The organism is Raineyella fluvialis (assembly GCF_009646095.1).
Taxonomy (GTDB): Bacteria; Actinomycetota; Actinomycetes; order Propionibacteriales; family Propionibacteriaceae; genus Raineyella; species Raineyella fluvialis.
This window is the reverse complement of the sequence record NZ_CP045725.1, coordinates 525546-542126: the sequence shown is the minus strand read 5'-3', so window position 1 is coordinate 542126 and position 16581 is coordinate 525546. Positions and strand designations below refer to the sequence as shown.

The 16581-nt window shown below is 69.5% G+C and carries 19 protein-coding genes and 1 pseudogene; 12 read left to right on the top strand and 8 right to left on the bottom strand.

Translation table 11 applies throughout. The features are described from left to right. The first annotated feature begins 69 nt into the window (after positions 1–69). From Rai3103_RS02400 to Rai3103_RS02390, 3 genes are all read left to right on the top strand, one after another. Positions 70–1020, top strand: coding sequence for an ABC transporter permease (locus tag Rai3103_RS02400; protein WP_153571251.1), 951 nt, complete (start codon positions 70–72; stop codon positions 1018–1020). Continuing rightward, a complete protein-coding gene (locus Rai3103_RS02395) occupies positions 1017–1832 on the top strand; it encodes an ABC transporter ATP-binding protein (RefSeq protein WP_153571250.1) in 816 nt (271 codons plus the stop codon). Before Rai3103_RS02400 ends, Rai3103_RS02395 begins: the two co-directional genes overlap by 4 nt. 112 nt (positions 1833–1944) lie before the next feature. Then, a complete protein-coding gene (locus Rai3103_RS02390) occupies positions 1945–5337 on the top strand; it encodes a PPi-type phosphoenolpyruvate carboxykinase family protein (RefSeq protein WP_153571249.1) in 3393 nt (1130 codons plus the stop codon). Positions 5338–5362: 25 nt separating this feature from the next. Here the strand turns inward: Rai3103_RS02390 and Rai3103_RS02385 are convergent, their stop codons facing one another. Further along, positions 5363–6118 carry a YaaA family protein gene (locus Rai3103_RS02385; protein WP_153571248.1) on the bottom strand — a complete coding sequence of 252 codons (756 nt, stop codon included), beginning with the start codon at positions 6116–6118 and terminating at the stop codon, positions 5363–5365. 66 nt (positions 6119–6184) lie between these two features. Between Rai3103_RS02385 and Rai3103_RS02380 the strand changes: the two genes are divergently transcribed. The 8 genes from Rai3103_RS02380 (at position 6185) to rplQ (ending at position 10705) form a co-directional block, all read left to right on the top strand. Next, on the top strand, positions 6185–6556 hold the full coding sequence (locus Rai3103_RS02380; RefSeq protein ID WP_153571247.1) for a DUF1707 SHOCT-like domain-containing protein: 372 nt from the start codon (positions 6185–6187) through the stop codon (positions 6554–6556). Between the two features lie 131 nt (positions 6557–6687). After that, a complete protein-coding gene (infA, locus tag Rai3103_RS02375; RefSeq protein WP_153571246.1) occupies positions 6688–6909 on the top strand; it encodes a translation initiation factor IF-1 in 222 nt (73 codons plus the stop codon). Between the two features lie 95 nt (positions 6910–7004). Then, positions 7005–7118 carry a 50S ribosomal protein L36 gene (rpmJ, locus tag Rai3103_RS02370; protein ID WP_020575560.1) on the top strand — a complete coding sequence of 38 codons (114 nt, stop codon included), beginning with the start codon at positions 7005–7007 and terminating at the stop codon, positions 7116–7118. 263 nt (positions 7119–7381) lie between these two features. Beyond that, entirely contained in the window at positions 7382–7750 is a 369-nt protein-coding gene (gene rpsM / locus Rai3103_RS02365) for a 30S ribosomal protein S13 (protein WP_153571245.1), read from the top strand. Between the two features lie 56 nt (positions 7751–7806). Beyond that, positions 7807–8208: a 30S ribosomal protein S11 gene (gene rpsK, locus Rai3103_RS02360; RefSeq protein WP_153571244.1), complete on the top strand. Its 402-nt coding sequence runs from the start codon at positions 7807–7809 to the stop codon at positions 8206–8208. A gap of 32 nt (positions 8209–8240) precedes the next feature. After that, positions 8241–8846 carry a 30S ribosomal protein S4 gene (gene rpsD / locus Rai3103_RS02355; protein ID WP_153571243.1) on the top strand — a complete coding sequence of 202 codons (606 nt, stop codon included), beginning with the start codon at positions 8241–8243 and terminating at the stop codon, positions 8844–8846. A 166-nt stretch (positions 8847–9012) separates the two neighbouring features. Continuing rightward, positions 9013–10035: a DNA-directed RNA polymerase subunit alpha gene (locus Rai3103_RS02350; RefSeq protein ID WP_153571242.1), complete on the top strand. Its 1023-nt coding sequence runs from the start codon at positions 9013–9015 to the stop codon at positions 10033–10035. Between the two features lie 58 nt (positions 10036–10093). After that, entirely contained in the window at positions 10094–10705 is a 612-nt protein-coding gene (gene rplQ / locus Rai3103_RS02345; protein WP_153571241.1) for a 50S ribosomal protein L17, read from the top strand. 88 nt (positions 10706–10793) lie between these two features. Here rplQ and Rai3103_RS02340 read toward each other — a convergent pair whose 3' ends face one another. From Rai3103_RS02340 to Rai3103_RS02310, 7 genes and pseudogenes are all read right to left on the bottom strand, one after another. Continuing rightward, on the bottom strand, positions 10794–11393 hold the full coding sequence (locus Rai3103_RS02340; RefSeq protein WP_153571240.1) for a superoxide dismutase: 600 nt from the start codon (positions 11391–11393) through the stop codon (positions 10794–10796). 125 nt (positions 11394–11518) lie between these two features. Further along, positions 11519–11728, bottom strand: coding sequence for a CsbD family protein (locus Rai3103_RS02335; protein ID WP_153571239.1), 210 nt, complete (start codon positions 11726–11728; stop codon positions 11519–11521). A gap of 60 nt (positions 11729–11788) precedes the next feature. Next, the gene (locus Rai3103_RS02330; RefSeq protein WP_153571238.1) at positions 11789–12400 is read right to left on the bottom strand and encodes a class I SAM-dependent methyltransferase; all 612 of its coding nucleotides are present in this window, start codon (positions 12398–12400) and stop codon (positions 11789–11791) included. Continuing rightward, complete coding sequence (gene truA, locus Rai3103_RS02325) at positions 12393–13274, bottom strand: tRNA pseudouridine(38-40) synthase TruA (protein ID WP_153571237.1); 882 nt, start codon at positions 13272–13274, stop codon at positions 12393–12395. The genes Rai3103_RS02330 and truA overlap by 8 nt, the downstream gene beginning before the upstream one ends. Further along, positions 13267–14031, bottom strand: a complete 765-nt coding sequence (trmB, locus tag Rai3103_RS02320; protein ID WP_153571236.1) for a tRNA (guanosine(46)-N7)-methyltransferase TrmB — start codon at positions 14029–14031, stop codon at positions 13267–13269. The genes truA and trmB overlap by 8 nt, the downstream gene beginning before the upstream one ends. Further along, on the bottom strand, positions 14028–14450 hold the full coding sequence (locus tag Rai3103_RS02315) for a hypothetical protein (RefSeq protein ID WP_153571235.1): 423 nt from the start codon (positions 14448–14450) through the stop codon (positions 14028–14030). The genes trmB and Rai3103_RS02315 overlap by 4 nt, the downstream gene beginning before the upstream one ends. Positions 14451–14665: 215 nt before the next feature. Beyond that, positions 14666–15690 (bottom strand): annotated as a pseudogene (locus Rai3103_RS02310) (citrate/2-methylcitrate synthase); the annotation flags it as partial. 422 nt (positions 15691–16112) lie between these two features. Between Rai3103_RS02310 and rplM the strand changes: the two are divergent. After that, a complete protein-coding gene (gene rplM, locus Rai3103_RS02305) occupies positions 16113–16556 on the top strand; it encodes a 50S ribosomal protein L13 (RefSeq protein WP_153571234.1) in 444 nt (147 codons plus the stop codon). Positions 16557–16581: the final 25 nt, after the last annotated feature.

The window sequence follows — 16581 nt, the reverse complement described above, 5'->3', positions numbered from 1 at the left end:
GGCTCCCGGTCCGCCGTCCCTGGGGCCGCCGACCGGCGGCGCCGTTCCACGAGAGAAGGAGGAGGGCGGATGATCGTCGCCCTGGACCTGGGATTCGTCTTCGCCGTGATGGCGCTGGGGGTCTATATCTCCTTCCGGATCCTCGACTTCGCCGACCTGACGGTCGACGGGTCGTTCACCAGCGGGGCCGCCACCGCGGCGGCGCTGATCGTCGCCGGGGTCAACCCCTGGCTCGCCACCGGGGCCTCGATCGTCGTCGGCCTGGTGGCCGGTGCGATCACCGGCCTGCTGCATGCCAAGGGCGGGATCAACCCGTTGCTCGCCGGCATCCTGACCCAGATCGCTCTCTACTCGATCAACCTGCGGATCATGGGCCGCGCGAACGTGCCCCTGCTGCGCACCGACACGATCATGACGCCGCTGCGGGGGGCGAAGCTCCTGGGGACGCCGGTCTCGGCGCTGATCTTCCTCGGCCTGGCGCTCCTGTTCACCGCCGTGCTGGTCTGGCTGCTCTCGACCGACTTCGGGCTGGCGATGCAGGCCACCGGTGACAACCAGGCGATGATCCGCTCGCTGGGGGTGAACACCGATCGGATGAAGATCATCGGCCTGGCCCTCTCCAACGGCCTGGTCGCGCTGTGCGGAGCGCTGATCGCCCAGTACCAGGGGTTCGCCGACATCGGGATGGGCATCGGCCTGATCGTCGCCGGTCTGGCCTCGGTGATCATCGGTCAGGCGATCTTCGGGCAGCGTACGGTCCTGATCGCCGCCGTCGCGGTGGTCGCCGGGTCGGTCATCTACCGCCTCGTCATCCAACTGGCGCTGATGATCGGCCTCAACCCGAACGACATGAAGCTCATCTCCGCCGTGCTCGTCGTCGTCGCCCTGCTGCTGCCGCGCTGGGACGTGGTGCGCCGGATCGCCGCCCGACGCCAGGAGCGGCTGCAGAAGCTCACCGAGCCGTACGAGGAACACCACACCGCCGAGGCGGTCACCGCCGGGGAGGAGAGTGCGCGATGAGCACCCCACAGGCGAAGCTCGACCTGACCAACGTCACCAAGGTCTTCTATCCGCACACCGTCAACGAACGCGTCGCGCTGAAGGCGGTGTCCCTCTCGCTGAGGGAGGGTGACTTCGTCACCATCATCGGTTCCAACGGCGCCGGCAAGTCGACGCTGCTGAACGTCATCGCCGGTGTCCACCGCCCGGAGGCCGGCAGCATCCGGATCGACGGGCGCGAGGTGTCGCGCTACGCCGATTTCCAGCGCGCCCGCTACATCAGCCGGGTCTTCCAGGACCCGATGGCGGGCACCTCCCCCCATCTCACCATCGAGCAGAACCTCGCGATGGCGCTGGCCCGCGGTAGCCGGCGCGGGCTGCGCCGCGGCGTCTCCGCCCGCAAGCGGGACCGCTTCCGCGAGGAACTCGCCACGCTCGAGCTCGGCCTGGAGGATCGGCTCGGCGTCCGCGTCGGGATGCTGTCAGGGGGCCAGCGGCAGGCCCTGTCGCTGCTGATGGCCACCTTCTCCGAACCCGAGATCCTGCTGCTCGACGAGCACACCGCCGCCCTCGACCCGCAGCGGGCCGCGCTCGTCACCCGGCTCACCGGGGAAGCCGTCCGGCGCCACGGGCTCACCGCGCTGATGGTCACCCACAACATGGAGCAGGCGCTGCACCTGGGCAATCGGCTCATCATGATGCACGAGGGCGACATCATCTTCGAGATCGACGCCGAGGCCAAGGCCAAGGCGACGGTGCCCGACCTGATGAAGGAGTTCGGCAAGATCCGTGGGGCCACGGAGGCGCTGAGCGACCGTACGCTGCTGGGGTAGGTCTGATCGCCTGACACTCCGGTGAGGGGCGGCGTACCCTACGCCCTGCGTGGATCAGACCAGTGGCGGGGTGCCCGATCATCGAGTGAGGGAGCCCGAGAACAATGGTCGTATGGTGAATTCTGACGTGCATGCCGCGATCAACGTGCGCCTTGCGCTGCTCGGCCTCCCCGTCGCCGAGGGCAGCGCTGGCGGCGCGGAGACCCGGCTCGTCGCGCCCCTGCTCGCCCGGCAGCGTGAACTCGGCCGCCGGTTGACCGACCGGCTGTGCCCGGTCGACTCCCGCATCCAGGCCTTCCTCGATGAGTACCTCGCCGATGCGCCGCTGCGCCCGGCCCTGCCCGCGTCCACCCTCGTGCTGGACCGCGCCGGGCTCGCCCGCGGGCTCTCGCTGCCGCAGTTCGGGGACTCCTTCACGTCGGCGTACGTCCACAGCTACCGGCTGGCCAACGGGGTGCTGCACAACCCGGTCAACGACCGGCGTACCACCGCCGGCGTCTTCCACATCGCCCAGGGCGGCCTGCCGATCCCCGACGACAAGATCAGCGTCCGCAAGGACGTCTTCGCCCGGCTCCTGGACCAGGCCCTGCAGCCCCCGGCCGACGCGCTCGAGCTGCCGTGGTCGGCTGGCTCCGACGAGCCGGCCCGGACCTTCGTCTCCCTGCTGATGCGACCGATCGTGGTGCCCGAGGTGCCCGGCGTCGCGCCGCAGCGGACGATGGAGGTCCGCTTCATCGTCCCCGGCGGCCTGGTCAGCAACCTCGACTTCGTCGAGGGCATCTTCGGCAACGCCGGGGACCCCCAGCTGCCGGAGAACGACGCCGCCCTCGACCCCGAGCACTGGACCGGCACCACGGGCTGCGTGATCCTCGCCCCGCACCTGATCCACCTCACCAAGCGCGAACTGGGCCTGCCGCACTGGAACGACGCCACCGACCGGGAGCGTCGCGACGGCCAGTGCTGGCAGAGCGAGGACGAGCGCTACAACGGGGGCAAGGCCTTCAAGATCTGTGCCCGGACCGCGGCCGGCGTGATCGTCACGGTCATCGCGGACAACTACTTCGGGTACTGCAAAAAGGAAGTGAAGACCCAGATCGGCTATTCGGCCAACCTCGTCGGCGGCGCCGAGGAGGAGCACTCCGGGGGCGCACTCGTCTTCCCGAGCTACCTGGAGGGCCAGGAGTTCTACGACAGGTACGCCGGGGACGACTGGAGCCTCGAGGAGGTGCTCGTCCGGGAGGAGGGTCGCTTCGTCCGCCAGCCCGAGGGACACGCCCTCGATCCGGCCGACCCGACCATCGTCCTGGTGCCGGGCAAGGCGTTCTTCAGCCTGCGGGAGCGGTCCGTCTCCTGGGCCGACGACCACGGTGGCCGGGCCGCCATCCCGTTGCGCGCCGACCGGACCTACATCGGCCCGCACGGCTACCGGGTCCGGATGGCGCAGTCCGAGACCGATCCCACCCAGTGGGCACTGATCGGCACCTCGGCGGTCTCGACGGCCTGTCACAAGCCGAGCACGGTGTCGGGCGGGGGCAAGTCGGAGATCTCCAAGGCCCTCACCGACGCGTTCGTCTACGGCAACGCGTACGTCAAGGACTTCGACCAGGACATGGAGACGGTCGCCTCGATCCTGGCCCGGGACTTCGCCAACCGCTTCGCCGACCCGGCCCGCAACGGCACCGACCACCGCGAGGTGCTGAGCGACCGCCGCAGCATGGGCAGCGTGATCAAGCTGCTCACCCCTTCCGACGACTACACCTGGGAGTACAACGAGTGGTTGCGCTCCATCCCGCAACACATCAAGGAACTGGTGTTCGTCGTCAAGCGGTTCCACCGGCCCGAGTGGGGCGCCGACTGGCGCCGCCATTTCAGTGTCGGCATCATGAACGGCCGCTCCGGCAATGCCCTGCGCCTCGACGGTGACAAGGTCATCGTCAACATGCTGCGGGTCGGTTTCGACCAGGACGGCTCCTGGCGGCTGTTCAGCCTGCGCCCGGATTTCAGCCCCGCCGTCAAGGTACAGACCGAGGACGACATCACCGCGAGCACCGTGGTCCCCGCCGCCGTGCTGGGCCTGCCCGGTGAGCTGTCGCGCAAGATCGTCGCCAACTGCGAGCGGCTGCTCTTCCAGCGGCCCGACGACGCCATCCACCGCGGCTACGACAAGCAGGCGGAGCGCGACATCGCCGGGCTGGACACCTTCCTGTCGAACTTCCAGCCGCTCGACCACCAGGACGCCCGGGACCTGCGCGACGACGCCGTCGGCTTCAGCACCTTCAGCGCGCCGGTCCAGCAGCTCGCCAGCGGGGTCGCCGACCTGGCCGACGACGCGTCGCCGGCCTGGTGGGTCTGCTCCGCGCAGCCCCGGCTGGTCGACGGCAAGCCCTCCAAGAACCCGCGTTACCTCCAGGTGCGGCCCGACATCGCGGACCCGCGGGCCACCGCAGAGGCCGACCTGACCGTCCACCTCAACCGCCGCATCCCCACCTCCCGACCGGCCCCGGTGCCGGTGGACATCGTCGCGGCCGGGCGGCGCAACAACCCGCCGGAGCCGGGCATCCCGCCGCTGTGCGCATTCAATCCGCTGCACTACCTGGAGCTGCCCGAACTCTTCATGGAGTTCATCAGCTCGATGACCGGCAAGTCCCCGTCCACCACCGGGGCCGGCTCCGAGGGGGCATTGACCAAGGGGCCGTTCAACGCGTTGCCGGCGGTCTACGACCTGAACGCCGCCCTGCTGTCGTACGTCCTCACCGGCTACGACGGCTGGTTGTCCTGCGCCGGCTACGTCGGCCCGCACGTACGGGTCGACCACGACATCAGCCTGCTGGTGCCGGAGGTCTTCTCCCGGATCAGCGTGGCCGAGCGCGACGCCCGGACCCTGGTGGAGGGCGGCTTCCTGGAGAAGGTGGAGGACTACGAGTTCGAGGGCCGTACGGTGCGGGCTGGCCGGCTCGGCCACCGGATGACCAAGCGGTTCGCCACCGCCTACTTCGGGCGCATCTTCATGCACCCCGACGTCGTCTTCACCGACGCGATGCTGCGGCCCGAACTGCAGGACCCCGAGGTCTTCGCCGAGAGCGTCGACACCATCGTGCGGACCCACGAGCGGGTGGCGAGCGCCTACTTCGCCGACGGGACCGCCGACCTGGCCTGCCCGCCGCTGCGGGCCGTGCTGGAGATCATGGCGCACGGGACGACCGCCGACGGTCGTACGCTCGAGGACCCCTCGGTGCGCGAGCTGTTCACCCGGGAGAACGTGCTGGCCAGCGAGTGGTACGCCGCGCGCCTCGATGCCCAGCAGGCCGCGCGGATCCGCCGGGCCGCCGCCGCGGTGCGCCACCTCGAGACGTTCGTCGGGGGCGCCGACGCGGCCGAGGTGACCGAGCGGCTGGACCTGACGCAGCGACTGGCCCGGGCCCGGGCCGAGCTGGCCCGCGTCTCGTCGGACGAGTACCGCCGCGGGATGGTGGGCGAGCTCGGCCTCCAGCCGGAACTGGCCTGAGCGTCCGAGCCGGGCGGCCCCGAGGCTAGTGCACCGGCGCGGTGACGCCGAGCTGCCAGGGACGCCCCGGTCGGACCGGGGCGTCCAGCCGGACGTGGAAGGCCGTCGCGAGCTCGTCGGCCAGCGCCATCGGGGTCCGGGCGGCGCAGCCATGCAGGCACAGGTGCCGGGCGAGGAGGCCGCGGGTGTGCTTGGCGTGGTGGCTCGCGCCCGGCACCACGATCCGGACCCAGCGTCGCGCCTGCGCCCCGGTGGGTTGCCAGGCCGGGACGTACGTCGTCGACCGGCAGTCCACGATCAGGCCTTGGCCAGCGGCGAGTGACAACTCGTCGGCGAGCCGGTCGCGCCACCAGGCGCCGAGCCGGCCGACCCCAGGCAGGTCCACGTCCATCGCGAGCCGGTAGGCGCCGACCCGGTCGGTCGGTCGCAGCGCGCCGTACGCGGCCGAGACCACCACGAGCCACGCGTTCGCGCGTCGCCGGGCCGCCCCGCTGAGGGTCGCCAGGTCGAGGGCGTCGTAGAGCACACCGGTGTAGAGGCCGGCGACCGGCGTGGCGGGGCTGTCCAGCACGCCGGTGTTGTGGGCCGCCGCCTCGGCGGCGAGGGAGGCAGGGACACCGAGCACCTCGTGCGCATCGGGGCGGGCCGACACCTGCGCCAGCGCGGTGAGAACGCTGCGTCGGGCGGCGGTGAGGCTGGGGAACGACAGGCCGCCCAGGTCGGTGGGGTGGCCGCTGGTCCGCGGCGTCTTGGTCTCCGACGGGGGAAGCAGGATCAGCACCGGCCCAGCATGCCAGGGGAGAGCCGGAGCGGCGGCGATGTCCCGCCGCCCGGCTAGGCTGGGCACATGAGCAGCAACCTGCCCGTGCCGCGCCGCTACCGTACGGAGTCCGGCGCGCCGGTGCCCGACCAGGAGCGGGAGGATCTCGCCGCGCGGGTCAACGATGCCTACACCGACGGCAGGCTGGACGACGAGGCCTACCACGCGACGCTCGACCGGGTGTTCGCGGCGCGGACGCTGGGGGAGTTGGTGCCGGTGATCGAGGCGGTCGGGCCGGTGCCCAGCTACCAGACCCCGGCGATCGTCGGGTCGACCGGGACGACCAAGCCGGGCGAGCTCGCCGAGATCAAGGGTCCTGGTCGGGCCGGCCTGGTGGTGCTCGGGGTTGGTGCGGCGGCCGTGGTGCTGCTCATCCTCCTGCTGCTGGTCCTGCTCTGATCCGGCCCGCGGCAGCCGGTGCATGGATTTGGGCAATTGTGTCCACCCGGGTAGAGTGACTCCTTGGTCACCTGTGTCGGTGCACCAACGCGCCCATCGTCCGGTGGGGCGGATCTGACGATGTGAGGGTCATGGCAAAGAAGGAAGGCGTTCTCGAACTCGAGGGCACTGTCGTGGAGGCGCTGCCGAACGCGATGTTCCGGGTCGAGTTGTCCAACGGCCACAAGGTGCTGGCCACCATCAGCGGCAAGATGCGGCAGCACTACATCCGTATCCTGCCGACCGACCGTGTCGTTGTCGAGGTCTCCGCGTACGACCTCAACCGCGGGCGCATCGTCTACCGACACAAGTGACACCCGGGTGGGTTCCGGCCCACCCACACCCATCCATCCAGTCGGGCGGGGTCCGTTGACGGGCCACGCCCTGCGCCGATTCAGAAAGACGATCGATGAAGGTTCAGCCGAGCGTCAAGAAGATCTGCGACAAGTGCAAGGTCATCCGACGGCACGGTCGCGTGATGGTGATCTGCGAGAACCCGCGCCACAAGCAGCGCCAGGGCTGACGCCCCGGTCCACGCTCGACGCCTCGCCGCACCGCTCCACAACTGAATATCCCCTCACCACGTGACGGGGACCATGCACACAGTGTGAACGCAACCCCGGGACGTACGTCCCGGATCCACCCTCGGACGAAGGCCGAGGCCCTGCCGCAGCCAGCACCAGGCGGCCAGGGACGCTTCACGCCACACACCTTCGCGGACCACGGAGGTCATGCGGGTCGGGAGACCCGTTCCGTCGTCCGTCCCACGGGAAAGGAACCCGCCACATGGCACGCCTGATCGGTGTCGACCTGCCGCGCGAGAAGCGCCTCGAGGTCGCCCTCACCTACATCTACGGCATCGGCCACACCCGCGCTCTCGCGACCCTCGCCGCCACCGGCATCTCCGGTGACAAGCGGGTCCACGAACTCACCGAGGACGACCTGGTCGCCCTGCGTGACTTCATCGAGGCCAACTACCAGACCGAGGGTGACCTCCGCCGCGAGGTCGCCGCCGACATCCGCCGCAAGATCGAGATCGGCTCCTACCAGGGTCGTCGTCACCGCAGCGGTCTGCCGGTCCACGGCCAGCGCACCCGCACCAATGCGCGTCAGCGCAAGGGCAAGCGCAAGGCCGTCGCCGGCAAGAAGAAGTGACCCTCACTTCCCCCGCTCACTGACTGACAGACTCTTCGAGGAGCAGAAACACACTCATGGCTACTGCAGGCCGTAGCACCGGCAAGAAGGTGCGCCGCAAGGAAAAGAAGAATGTGGTCGCCGGCCAGGCGCACATCAAGTCCACGTTCAACAACACGATCATCTCGATCACCGATCCCACCGGCCAGGTCCTCGCCTGGGCGTCCGCCGGCACCGTCGGTTTCAAGGGATCCCGCAAGTCCACCCCGTACGCCGCGCAGATGGCCGCCGAGGCCGCCGGTCGTCGCGCCATGGAGCATGGCGTGAAGCGCGTCGACGTGTTCGTCAAGGGTCCGGGTTCCGGTCGTGAGACCGCGATCCGCTCGCTGGGCGCCATCGGTCTGGAGATCGGCCCGATCTCCGACGTGACCCCCGTCCCGCACAACGGCTGCCGCCCGCCCAAGCGCCGCCGCGTCTGACCCCGAACGAACTAGCAAAGGACTGAAGAAGAATGGCCCGTTACACCGGCCCCATGACCAAGAAGTCCCGTCGTCTCGGGACTGACCTCGTCGGCAACGACAAGGCTTTCGAGCGTCGGCCCTACCCGCCGGGCGTGCACGGCCGCGGCCGTACCAAGGACTCGGAGTACTCGCTGCAGCTGCGCGAGAAGCAGAAGGCGCGTTTCGCCTACGGCGTGCTGGAGAAGCAGTTCTCCCGCTACTACGAGGAGGCCAACCGCCAGGCCGGCCGCACTGGTGACAACCTGCTGCGCATCCTCGAGTCGCGTCTCGACAACGTGGTGTACCGCGCGGGGTTCGCCTCGACCCGTCGCCAGGCCCGTCAGCTCGTGAACCACGGGCACTTCCTGGTGAACGGCAAGAAGGTCAACATCCCGTCGTACCGCGTCGCCGAGCACGACATCATCCAGGTCAAGGAGAAGTCGCTCAACATCGACCCGTTCGTGGTCGCCCGCGAGACCCATTCCGAGCGCCGCGTGCCGGCATGGCTCGAGGCTCGCCCGAACCAGATGAAGATCTTCGTGCACCAGCTGCCGGTCCGTGAGCAGATCACGGTCGACGTGCAGGAGCAGCTGATCGTCGAGCTCTACTCGAAGTGATCCCGATGGCAGGAGGGGCGGTCCGCCGCCTCTCCTGCCGGGTGGTTCACCCTGGGGGAGCACCTGCCCGGGCGTCTCTCCCGCACCCGGGGCCGTACGGCACCTCGCCGTCGCCCCACTCGGAATCGCGTCTTCAAATAGTGGTGGACGCGGAAAGGAACACACCATGCTGATCGCCCAGCGCCCGACCCTGAGCGAAGAGGTCCTCGACGAGCACCGTTCGCGGTTCGTCATCGAGCCCCTCGAGCCCGGCTTCGGTTACACCCTCGGCAACTCGCTGCGTCGTACGCTCCTGTCCTCGATCCCCGGTGCTGCCCTGACCAGCATCAAGATCGACGGGAACCTGCACGAGTTCTCGACCCTCCCCGGGGTCGTCGAGGACGTCACCGAGATCATCCTCAACCTCAAGGGCCTCGTGCTCACCTCGGAGGAGGACGAGCCGGTGGTCATGTACCTGCGCAAGGCCGGTGCCGGTGAGGTCACCGCCGCCGATATCCAGCCGCCGGCTGGTGTCGAGGTGCACAACCCCGACCTGCACATCGCCACGCTCAACCGCGACGGCGCCATCGACATGGAGTTCGTCGTCGAGCGCGGCCGTGGCTACGTGTCGTCCGACCAGAACAAGGAGACGGAGCACGAGATCGGCCGCATCCCGGTCGACTCGATCTACTCCCCGGTCCTGAAGGTCAGCTACAAGGTGGAGGCCACCCGCGTCGAGCAGCGGACGGACTTCGACCGCCTCGTCGTCGACGTGGAGACCAAGCCGTCGATCACCCCGCGTGACGCGGTCGCCTCCGCCGGTCGGACGCTCGTCGAGCTCTTCGGCCTGTTCCGGGAGCTCAACGTCGAGGCCGAGGGCGTCGAGATCGGCCCGTCGCCGGTCGACGACCAGTACGCCACCGACCTGGCCCTGCCGGTCGAGGACCTCAACCTGTCCGTGCGTTCCTACAACTGCCTGCGTCGTGAGGGCATCCACACCGTGGGTGAGCTCATCTCGCGTTCCGAGCAGGACCTGCTCGACATCCGCAACTTCGGCTCCAAGTCCATCGACGAGGTCAAGCAGCAGCTGGCCACGATGGGCCTGTCGCTCAAGGACAGCGCTCCCGGCTTCGACCCCTACACCTACGCCGGTGCGGGTGGCGAGGACGAGGACGAGGACACCGACTTCGCGGAGACCGAGCAGTACTGAGCACCGCTCCGTACGAGCAGTCCCGGGTACCGCTTCTGATTGAACTGGAGAGACAACAATGCCTACCCCCACCAAGGGCCCCCGTCTGGGCGGCACCGCTGCGCACCAGCGGATCATCCTGGCCAACCTGGCCACCCAGCTGTTCGAGCACGGCAGCATCGTGACCACGGAGGCCAAGGCCAAGCGGGTCCGGCCGCTGGCCGAGAAGATGATCACCAAGGCCAAGCGGGGCGACCTGCACGCCCGCCGCGTGGTGCTGAAGACCATCACCGACCCCAGCGTCGTCCACGTGCTGTTCACCGAGATCGCCCCGGCGATGGAGGGGCGCGACGGCGGCTACACCCGCATCACCAAGATCGGCAACCGTCAGGGCGACAACGCCCCGATGGCGAAGATCGAGGTCATCACCGAGAAGGTGACCCCGAAGGGCGAGGCCGCCCCGGCCAAGGCCGCCGACGTCACCTCCGGGCCGCAGGAGGACGAGTCCCAGGCCGTCGCCACCCAGCTGTCCGAGCCCGAGTCCGGCATCACCGGCGACACCGCCAACGTGACCACGGACGAGGACCTCGCTGAGGAGGCCGAGGTCACTGAGGCCGACGCCGCCCAGGCCGACCTTGACGCCGCCGCCACCCCGGAGGAGCCCGAGGCCGGCAAGGCCACGAAGGCCTGATCAGGGCCTGACCGTCTGCTCCGGACATACACGAGGGCGGGTTCCCCCAGGGGAACCCGCCCTCGTGGCGTTCGTCAGGCTGCTGGCCTCAGGCCTGGACAGCCTTGGTGAGGCGCTCGTTGACGTTGTCCCAGTTGACGACGTCCCACCACGCGTTCACGAAGTCCGCCTTCACGTTCTTGTACTGCAGGTAGAACGCGTGCTCCCACATGTCGAGCAGCAGCAGCGGGGTCTGGCCGACCGGCAGGTTGCCCTGGTGGTCGAAGACCTGGTAGACGCGCAGATCCTGCGAGAGCGCGTCGTAGCCGAGGACCGCCCAGCCGGAGCCCTGGATGCCGAGGGCCACCGCGGAGAACTCCTTCTTGAAGGAGTCCAGGCCGCCGAACTTCGTCTCCAGCGCCGTCTTGACGTCGCCCGTCGGCTCGGAGCCACCGGGTGCCATGTTGGTCCAGAACACCGAGTGGTTGAAGTGCCCGCCCAGGTTGAAGGCGAGGTCCTTCTCCAGCTTGTTGATGACGCCGAAGTTGCCCTTGTCACGCGCATCAGCCAGCTGCTCGAGGGCGGTGTTGGCGCCCTTGACGTAGGTGGCGTGGTGCTTGTCGTGGTGCAGCTCCATGATCTCCGGGACGATGGCCGGGGCCAGAGCGTTGTAGTCGTACGGGAGATCGGGCAGCTGGTAGGTCATGATCTACTCCTTCACGCGGCAGAACGCCGTTCGTTGGCGAGTTTCAGTCTCTTCTCACCCTACCGAGGTGGCCCAGCTGGTCAATGACTCTTCCTGAAGATGGTGCGCGTCGTGGGACGCGATCCGCCTCAGAACCGGTCCTTGGCCTTCCGCGTGTGGTGACCGACGTCCTTCGCGGCGTCCTTGACGTCCTCGCCGGCCTGCTTGACGTTGGCCTTGGTCTCCTGGGCCATGCCCTCGGCCTCGAGGTCCTCGTTGTCGGTCGCCCGACCCGTCACCTTCTTGGCCTTGCCGCCCAGCTCCTCGGCCTTGTTCGATGCCTTGTCTCCGATGCCCATGATGATCTCCTTGAGCTCGTGGTGTGTGGACAGGCACACCTATACCCACCCGTCCGCGGGCTAACCCCGCCGCGACTCCAGCACCCGGAAGCCCTTCGAGCTCGCCAGCCGACGGGTCGGCCACCCCTGCTCCTCGAGCCAACGCTGGAGGGTGTCGGCACCGAGGTTCTTGCCGACCACGAGCACCGCGCGACCACCGGGGGCGAGGCGTCCCAGCCAGGTCAGCAGCAGCGCGTGCAGGGCCTCCTTGCCGATCCGGATCGGCGGGTTGGACCAGATCTCGTCGTAGACCTGCGACGGGTCCACCTCCTCGGGAGCGTACGTCGCCACCCGCTCCCCCAGACCGAGCGAGGCGGCGTTGTCGCGGGTGAGCGCCAGCGCTCGCGCGTTCGTGTCGACCGCATCGACGCTCAGCCACGGGCAGTCCAGGGCCAGACTGAGGGCGATCGGGCCGTAGCCGCAGCCGACGTCGGCCACCCGGCGGACGTCGCGTCCCGGCGGCGGCACCTCCTTGAGCAGCACCGCGGTCGCCGGGTCCAGCCGGCCGGCGGAGAAGACGCCGTTGGCCGTCTGCAGCGTCACCTCCCGGCCGCGCAGCGAGACCCGGATCGTACGGCGGTGCTCCTCGCTGTCGGGCGTGGAGAAGTAGTGGTCGAGGCGTTCGTCAGGCACAGCCGCAGTCTCCGTCCGGGGTGGGGGTGGTCGGGGGCGGGAGTTCCCGCACCGCCCGGGCCCGCTCCGCGCGGGCCGCCAGCTCGTCGTCGGCCGGGTAGCCGACCTCCTCCAGGGTCAGCCCGTGCGCCGGCATCACCAGGATCGATGACTGCCTGCTGGTGGCGTCGCGGACGCCACGCAGCCAGTCGAGGTCCCGCTGCCCGGTCGCCACGGCCGTGAGCGCCCCGATCAGCGAGCGCACCATCGAGTGGCAGAAGGCGTCGGCCCGCACCGTCACCTCGACGGTCCCGTCGCTCGCTGCGGCGTCGTGGCGGGCCGCCGAGCACTCCAGCAGCGTCCGGATCGTGGTGGCGCCCTCCCGCGGCTTGCAGAAGGCGGCGAAGTCGCGCAGGCCGAGGAGTTCCCGGCCGGCGGCGTCGAGCGCGGCCAGATCCAGCGTGCCACGGATCCTGGCGACATGGCCGCGGAGCAGGGGGTCGGCGAAGCTGCGCGCGTCGGCCAGTCGGTAGACGTAGCGGCGCCACTGCGCTGCGAAGCGGGCGTCGAAGCCAGCGGGGGCGGGACGGACGTCACGGACGACCACGTCCGCGGGGAGGACCCGGCGCAGCCGCCGCAGCAGGGTGTCCACCGGGGCGTCGTCGGGGAGGTCGACGTGGGCCACCTGGCCACGGGCATGCACCCCGGCGTCGGTCCGGCCGGCGACGGTCAGCGTGGCGGCCGAGCCCAGCCGCAGCACCTGGCCGATCCAGTGCTCCAGCTCGCCCTGGACCGTACGCCGCCCCGGCTGAGCCGCCCACCCGCTGAAGCTCGCACCGTCGTAGGCGATGTCCAGCCGCCACCGGGTGGTGGCTGGGGCCGGGGTGTCAGGCATGGGCCGGCCCGGCGGCCGGACGGACGTACACCAGGTCGCGGATGACGCGCCCCGCGGCCAGGCCGCGCTGTTCGAAGCGGGTGAGCGGGCGCGCCTCCGGTCGCGGCGCCCAGCCGTCGGGATCGACGTCGCGATGCGCGGAGCCGTTGAGGTGCACGTTGACGAGGTCGGTCCGGCCGTCGAGCACCTCGCGCATGTGCTCGGCGTAGTCCGGCCAGTCGGTGGCCAGGTGCCAGCTGCCGCCGGGACGCAGCCGCGAGGCGATCAGGGCGGCGGTGGCCGGGTTGACCAGCCGGCGCTTGTGGTGGCGCGCCTTGTGCCAGGGATCGGGGAAGAAGGTGAAGATCCGGTCCACGCTGTCGGCAGGGATCCAGTGGGCCAGGGCCTCGACCCCGTCCACCTCGGCGAATCGGACGTTGGTCAGCCCCTCGCGGGCGACCAGGCCCAGGGCGCTGGCCACGGCAGGCCGGAAGACCTCGAAGCCGAGGTAGTTGACCTCCGGATGGCGCCCGGCGATGGCGGCGCAGGCCTCACCGTTGCCGGTGCCGATCTCGAGCCACAGCGGCGCCGTACGCCCCCAGATCGCCTCCGCGTCGAACGGCTGTCCCGGGGCCACGGAGGTCGACAGCTCCCGGTGCGCCAGGGGCAGCACCCACCGCGCCTGGTGCGCCTCCCAGTTGCGCTGCTGGGACGCGTTCATCCGGGTGCTGCGCCGGACGAAGGAGACGACGTCGCGACGGGCCGGGGTCTGCGTCATCGGTGGCTCTGGCGCCGATACGGATTGGCGCGGGGCCGGCGCCGACCGGGCTGGGCGGACCGGGGCTCGTGGGCCGCACGTTCCTCGCGGCGCCGGGCTGCTTCGGCGTCCTTGGCGAGCTGGTCGGCGACCATGGCGTCGACGGCTCGCTGCCGGCTGCGATCCGTCCAGCGGCGGGTGAGCAGCGAGCGCGCGACCATCGTCACCGTCAGCGTGACGGCGAAGGCCGCGATCGACCAGCTCCACTGCCCGGTGTACTGGAGGGCGAGGGCGCCGGCCGCCGCCGAGAGGAGCGCGACCACCCACAGGCCCACCTCACGGATGAGCTTGGCACGGTCGATGCCTCGCCCGACGAGGTCCGCGGGGGAGAGGTCGCCGAGGCGCTTGCGCTGGGGTCGGTCGTCGGGTGCGCTGGACATGGGGCCCAATTTACGGGGCCGTACGCGTGCCTGGTGCGCCGTCCGGGGTCCGCGGATCTGCGGCGGACCCCGGACGGAGCGTTCCGGAGGGGTAGCCGGTCAGCCGCGCTGGTCCATCGGGACGAAGTGGCGGCGGGGGCCCCGGTGTAGATCTGCTTGGGCCGGTAGATCTTCTGCTCCGGGTCGTTGGCGCCCTCCAGCCACTGGGCCAGCCAGCCGGCGGTGCGGGGGATGGCGAACAGTACGGTGAACATCTGCGGGCTGAATCCCAGCGCCTCGTAGATCAGCCCGGAGTAGAAGTCGACGTTCGGATAGAGACGCCGCTTGACGAAGTACTCGTCCTCAAGGGCGATCTTCTCCAGCTCGAGGGCGATCTTGAGCAGGGGATTGACGCCGGTCACCTCGAAGACGTCGTGGGCGGTGGACTTGATGATCCGCGCCCGGGGTCGTAGTTCTTGTAGACCCGGTGCCCGAAGCCCATCAGCCGGGCCTGGCCCGACTTCACGCCCGCGATGAACTCCGGCACGTTGCTCACGTCACCGATCTCGCGCAGCATCCGCAGCACCGCCTCGTTGGCGCCGCCGTGGAGCGGGCCGAAGAGTGCCCCGATGCCGGCGGACACGCAGGTGTAGGGGCCGTTGCCGGAGGACGCGACGGTCCGCACGGTGGTGGTGGAGCAGTTCTGCTCGTGGTCGGCGTGCAGCACGAACAACACCTCGAGGGCGTGGACGAGCCGGGGGTCGGGACGGTAGTCCCGCTCGCCCATCATGAAGAGCATCCGCATGAAGTTCTCGACGTAGGAGATGTCGTCGCGCGGATAGACGAACGGCAGGCCGGCGGAGTGCCGGTAGGAGAAGGCGGCCAGGGTCGGCATCTTCGCGATCAGGCGGCGGATCTGCAGGTGCGGGCTGAGGTGCAGGTCCGCCTCGCGGGACTCCGGGTAGAAGGCGTGCAGCGAGCTGACCGCTGACATCAGCTTGGCCATCGGGTGGGCATCGTAGGGGAACGCGTCGATCAGCTTCTTGACGTTCTCCGGGATGAACATGTGGTGGTTGATGTCGTACTCCCAGGCGGCCAGCTGGGTGCTGTCCGGGAGCTCGCCATAGGTGAGCAGGTAGGCCACCTCGAGGTAGCTGCACTTCTCGGCGAGCTCCTCGATCGGATAGCCGCGGTAGTCGAGGATGCCCTTGTCGCCGTGGATGTAGGCCACGGAGGAGTGGCACACGGCGGTGTTGAACATGCCAGGATCGAAGGACACCAGGCCACGGCCCTCGGCATCATGGATCTGGAACAGATCCTTCGCCCGGATGGTCCCCTCGGAGACCGGAAGCTCGTACGTCTCCCCGGTGCGATTGTCGCGAATGGTCAGAGTCTCTCCCATGGCGGCACGATAGGGTGCGCGAGGGTCCGAAAAGCCTACCGGGCACCGTGGCCATGATCACGCGGTGTGGTAGACACGACACATCAGGGGCCGTCCGGCGTGGGCGCTTGACCGCCTGTTTTGACCGGGGCCTCCCGCGACGGTAATCTATTGCGATGTTGCGCGTGGCGACGCCATGCCGGCGAGCCAGTCGCCCCGGAGATCCGGTGTGGCGGTCGCGGCTCCCCGGCCGCACTGCGTACAGAGAAACGAAAACTACCTAGTGGAAGTGGTCCCCGACCGTGTCTACGTACAGCCCGAAGCCCGGCGAGATCGAGCGCCATTGGCATGTCATTGATGCCGAGGGTGTGACCCTTGGCCGCCTCGCCGTCGCCGCCGCGACCCTGCTGCGCGGAAAGCACAAGGCAACCTTCGCCCCCCACATCGACGGTGGTGACTTCGTGGTGGTCGTGAACGCTTCCCAGATCCGGCTGACCGGCAAGAAGGCCACCGACAAGATGGCCCACCGGCACAGTGGTGAGCCGGGTGGCCTGAAGTCCGTGGCCTACGGCGAGCTCCTCCAGAAGGATCCGCGTCGCGCCGTGGAGCTGGCGGTCTGGGGCATGCTCCCCAAGAACCGCCTGAGCCGCAAGCTGATGGGCAAGCTCAAGGTCTACGGCGGCCCCGAGCACCCGCACGCGGCGCAGAACCCGCAGCCGTACGAGATCGTCCAGATCGCCCAGTGACCCACTGATTGCCGAGGATCAACCA

What these genes read in the sequence shown, in the direction of transcription:
- Rai3103_RS02400 (WP_153571251.1), top strand. Translation starts at nt 70, where the DNA reads ATGATCGTCGCCCTGGACCTGGGATTCGTCTTCGCCGTGATGGCGCTG.
- Rai3103_RS02395 (WP_153571250.1), top strand. Translation starts at nt 1,017, where the DNA reads ATGAGCACCCCACAGGCGAAGCTCGACCTGACCAACGTCACCAAGGTC.
- Rai3103_RS02390 (WP_153571249.1), top strand. Translation starts at nt 1,945, where the DNA reads ATGGTGAATTCTGACGTGCATGCCGCGATCAACGTGCGCCTTGCGCTG.
- Rai3103_RS02380 (WP_153571247.1), top strand. Translation starts at nt 6,185, where the DNA reads ATGAGCAGCAACCTGCCCGTGCCGCGCCGCTACCGTACGGAGTCCGGC.
- infA (WP_153571246.1), top strand. Translation starts at nt 6,688, where the DNA reads ATGGCAAAGAAGGAAGGCGTTCTCGAACTCGAGGGCACTGTCGTGGAG.
- rpmJ (WP_020575560.1), top strand. Translation starts at nt 7,005, where the DNA reads ATGAAGGTTCAGCCGAGCGTCAAGAAGATCTGCGACAAGTGCAAGGTC.
- rpsM (WP_153571245.1), top strand. Translation starts at nt 7,382, where the DNA reads ATGGCACGCCTGATCGGTGTCGACCTGCCGCGCGAGAAGCGCCTCGAG.
- rpsK (WP_153571244.1), top strand. Translation starts at nt 7,807, where the DNA reads ATGGCTACTGCAGGCCGTAGCACCGGCAAGAAGGTGCGCCGCAAGGAA.
- rpsD (WP_153571243.1), top strand. Translation starts at nt 8,241, where the DNA reads ATGGCCCGTTACACCGGCCCCATGACCAAGAAGTCCCGTCGTCTCGGG.
- Rai3103_RS02350 (WP_153571242.1), top strand. Translation starts at nt 9,013, where the DNA reads ATGCTGATCGCCCAGCGCCCGACCCTGAGCGAAGAGGTCCTCGACGAG.
- rplQ (WP_153571241.1), top strand. Translation starts at nt 10,094, where the DNA reads ATGCCTACCCCCACCAAGGGCCCCCGTCTGGGCGGCACCGCTGCGCAC.
- Rai3103_RS02335 (WP_153571239.1), bottom strand. Translation starts at nt 11,728, where the DNA reads ATGGGCATCGGAGACAAGGCATCGAACAAGGCCGAGGAGCTGGGCGGC.
- truA (WP_153571237.1), bottom strand. Translation starts at nt 13,274, where the DNA reads ATGCCTGACACCCCGGCCCCAGCCACCACCCGGTGGCGGCTGGACATC.
- trmB (WP_153571236.1), bottom strand. Translation starts at nt 14,031, where the DNA reads ATGACGCAGACCCCGGCCCGTCGCGACGTCGTCTCCTTCGTCCGGCGC.
- Rai3103_RS02315 (WP_153571235.1), bottom strand. Translation starts at nt 14,450, where the DNA reads ATGTCCAGCGCACCCGACGACCGACCCCAGCGCAAGCGCCTCGGCGAC.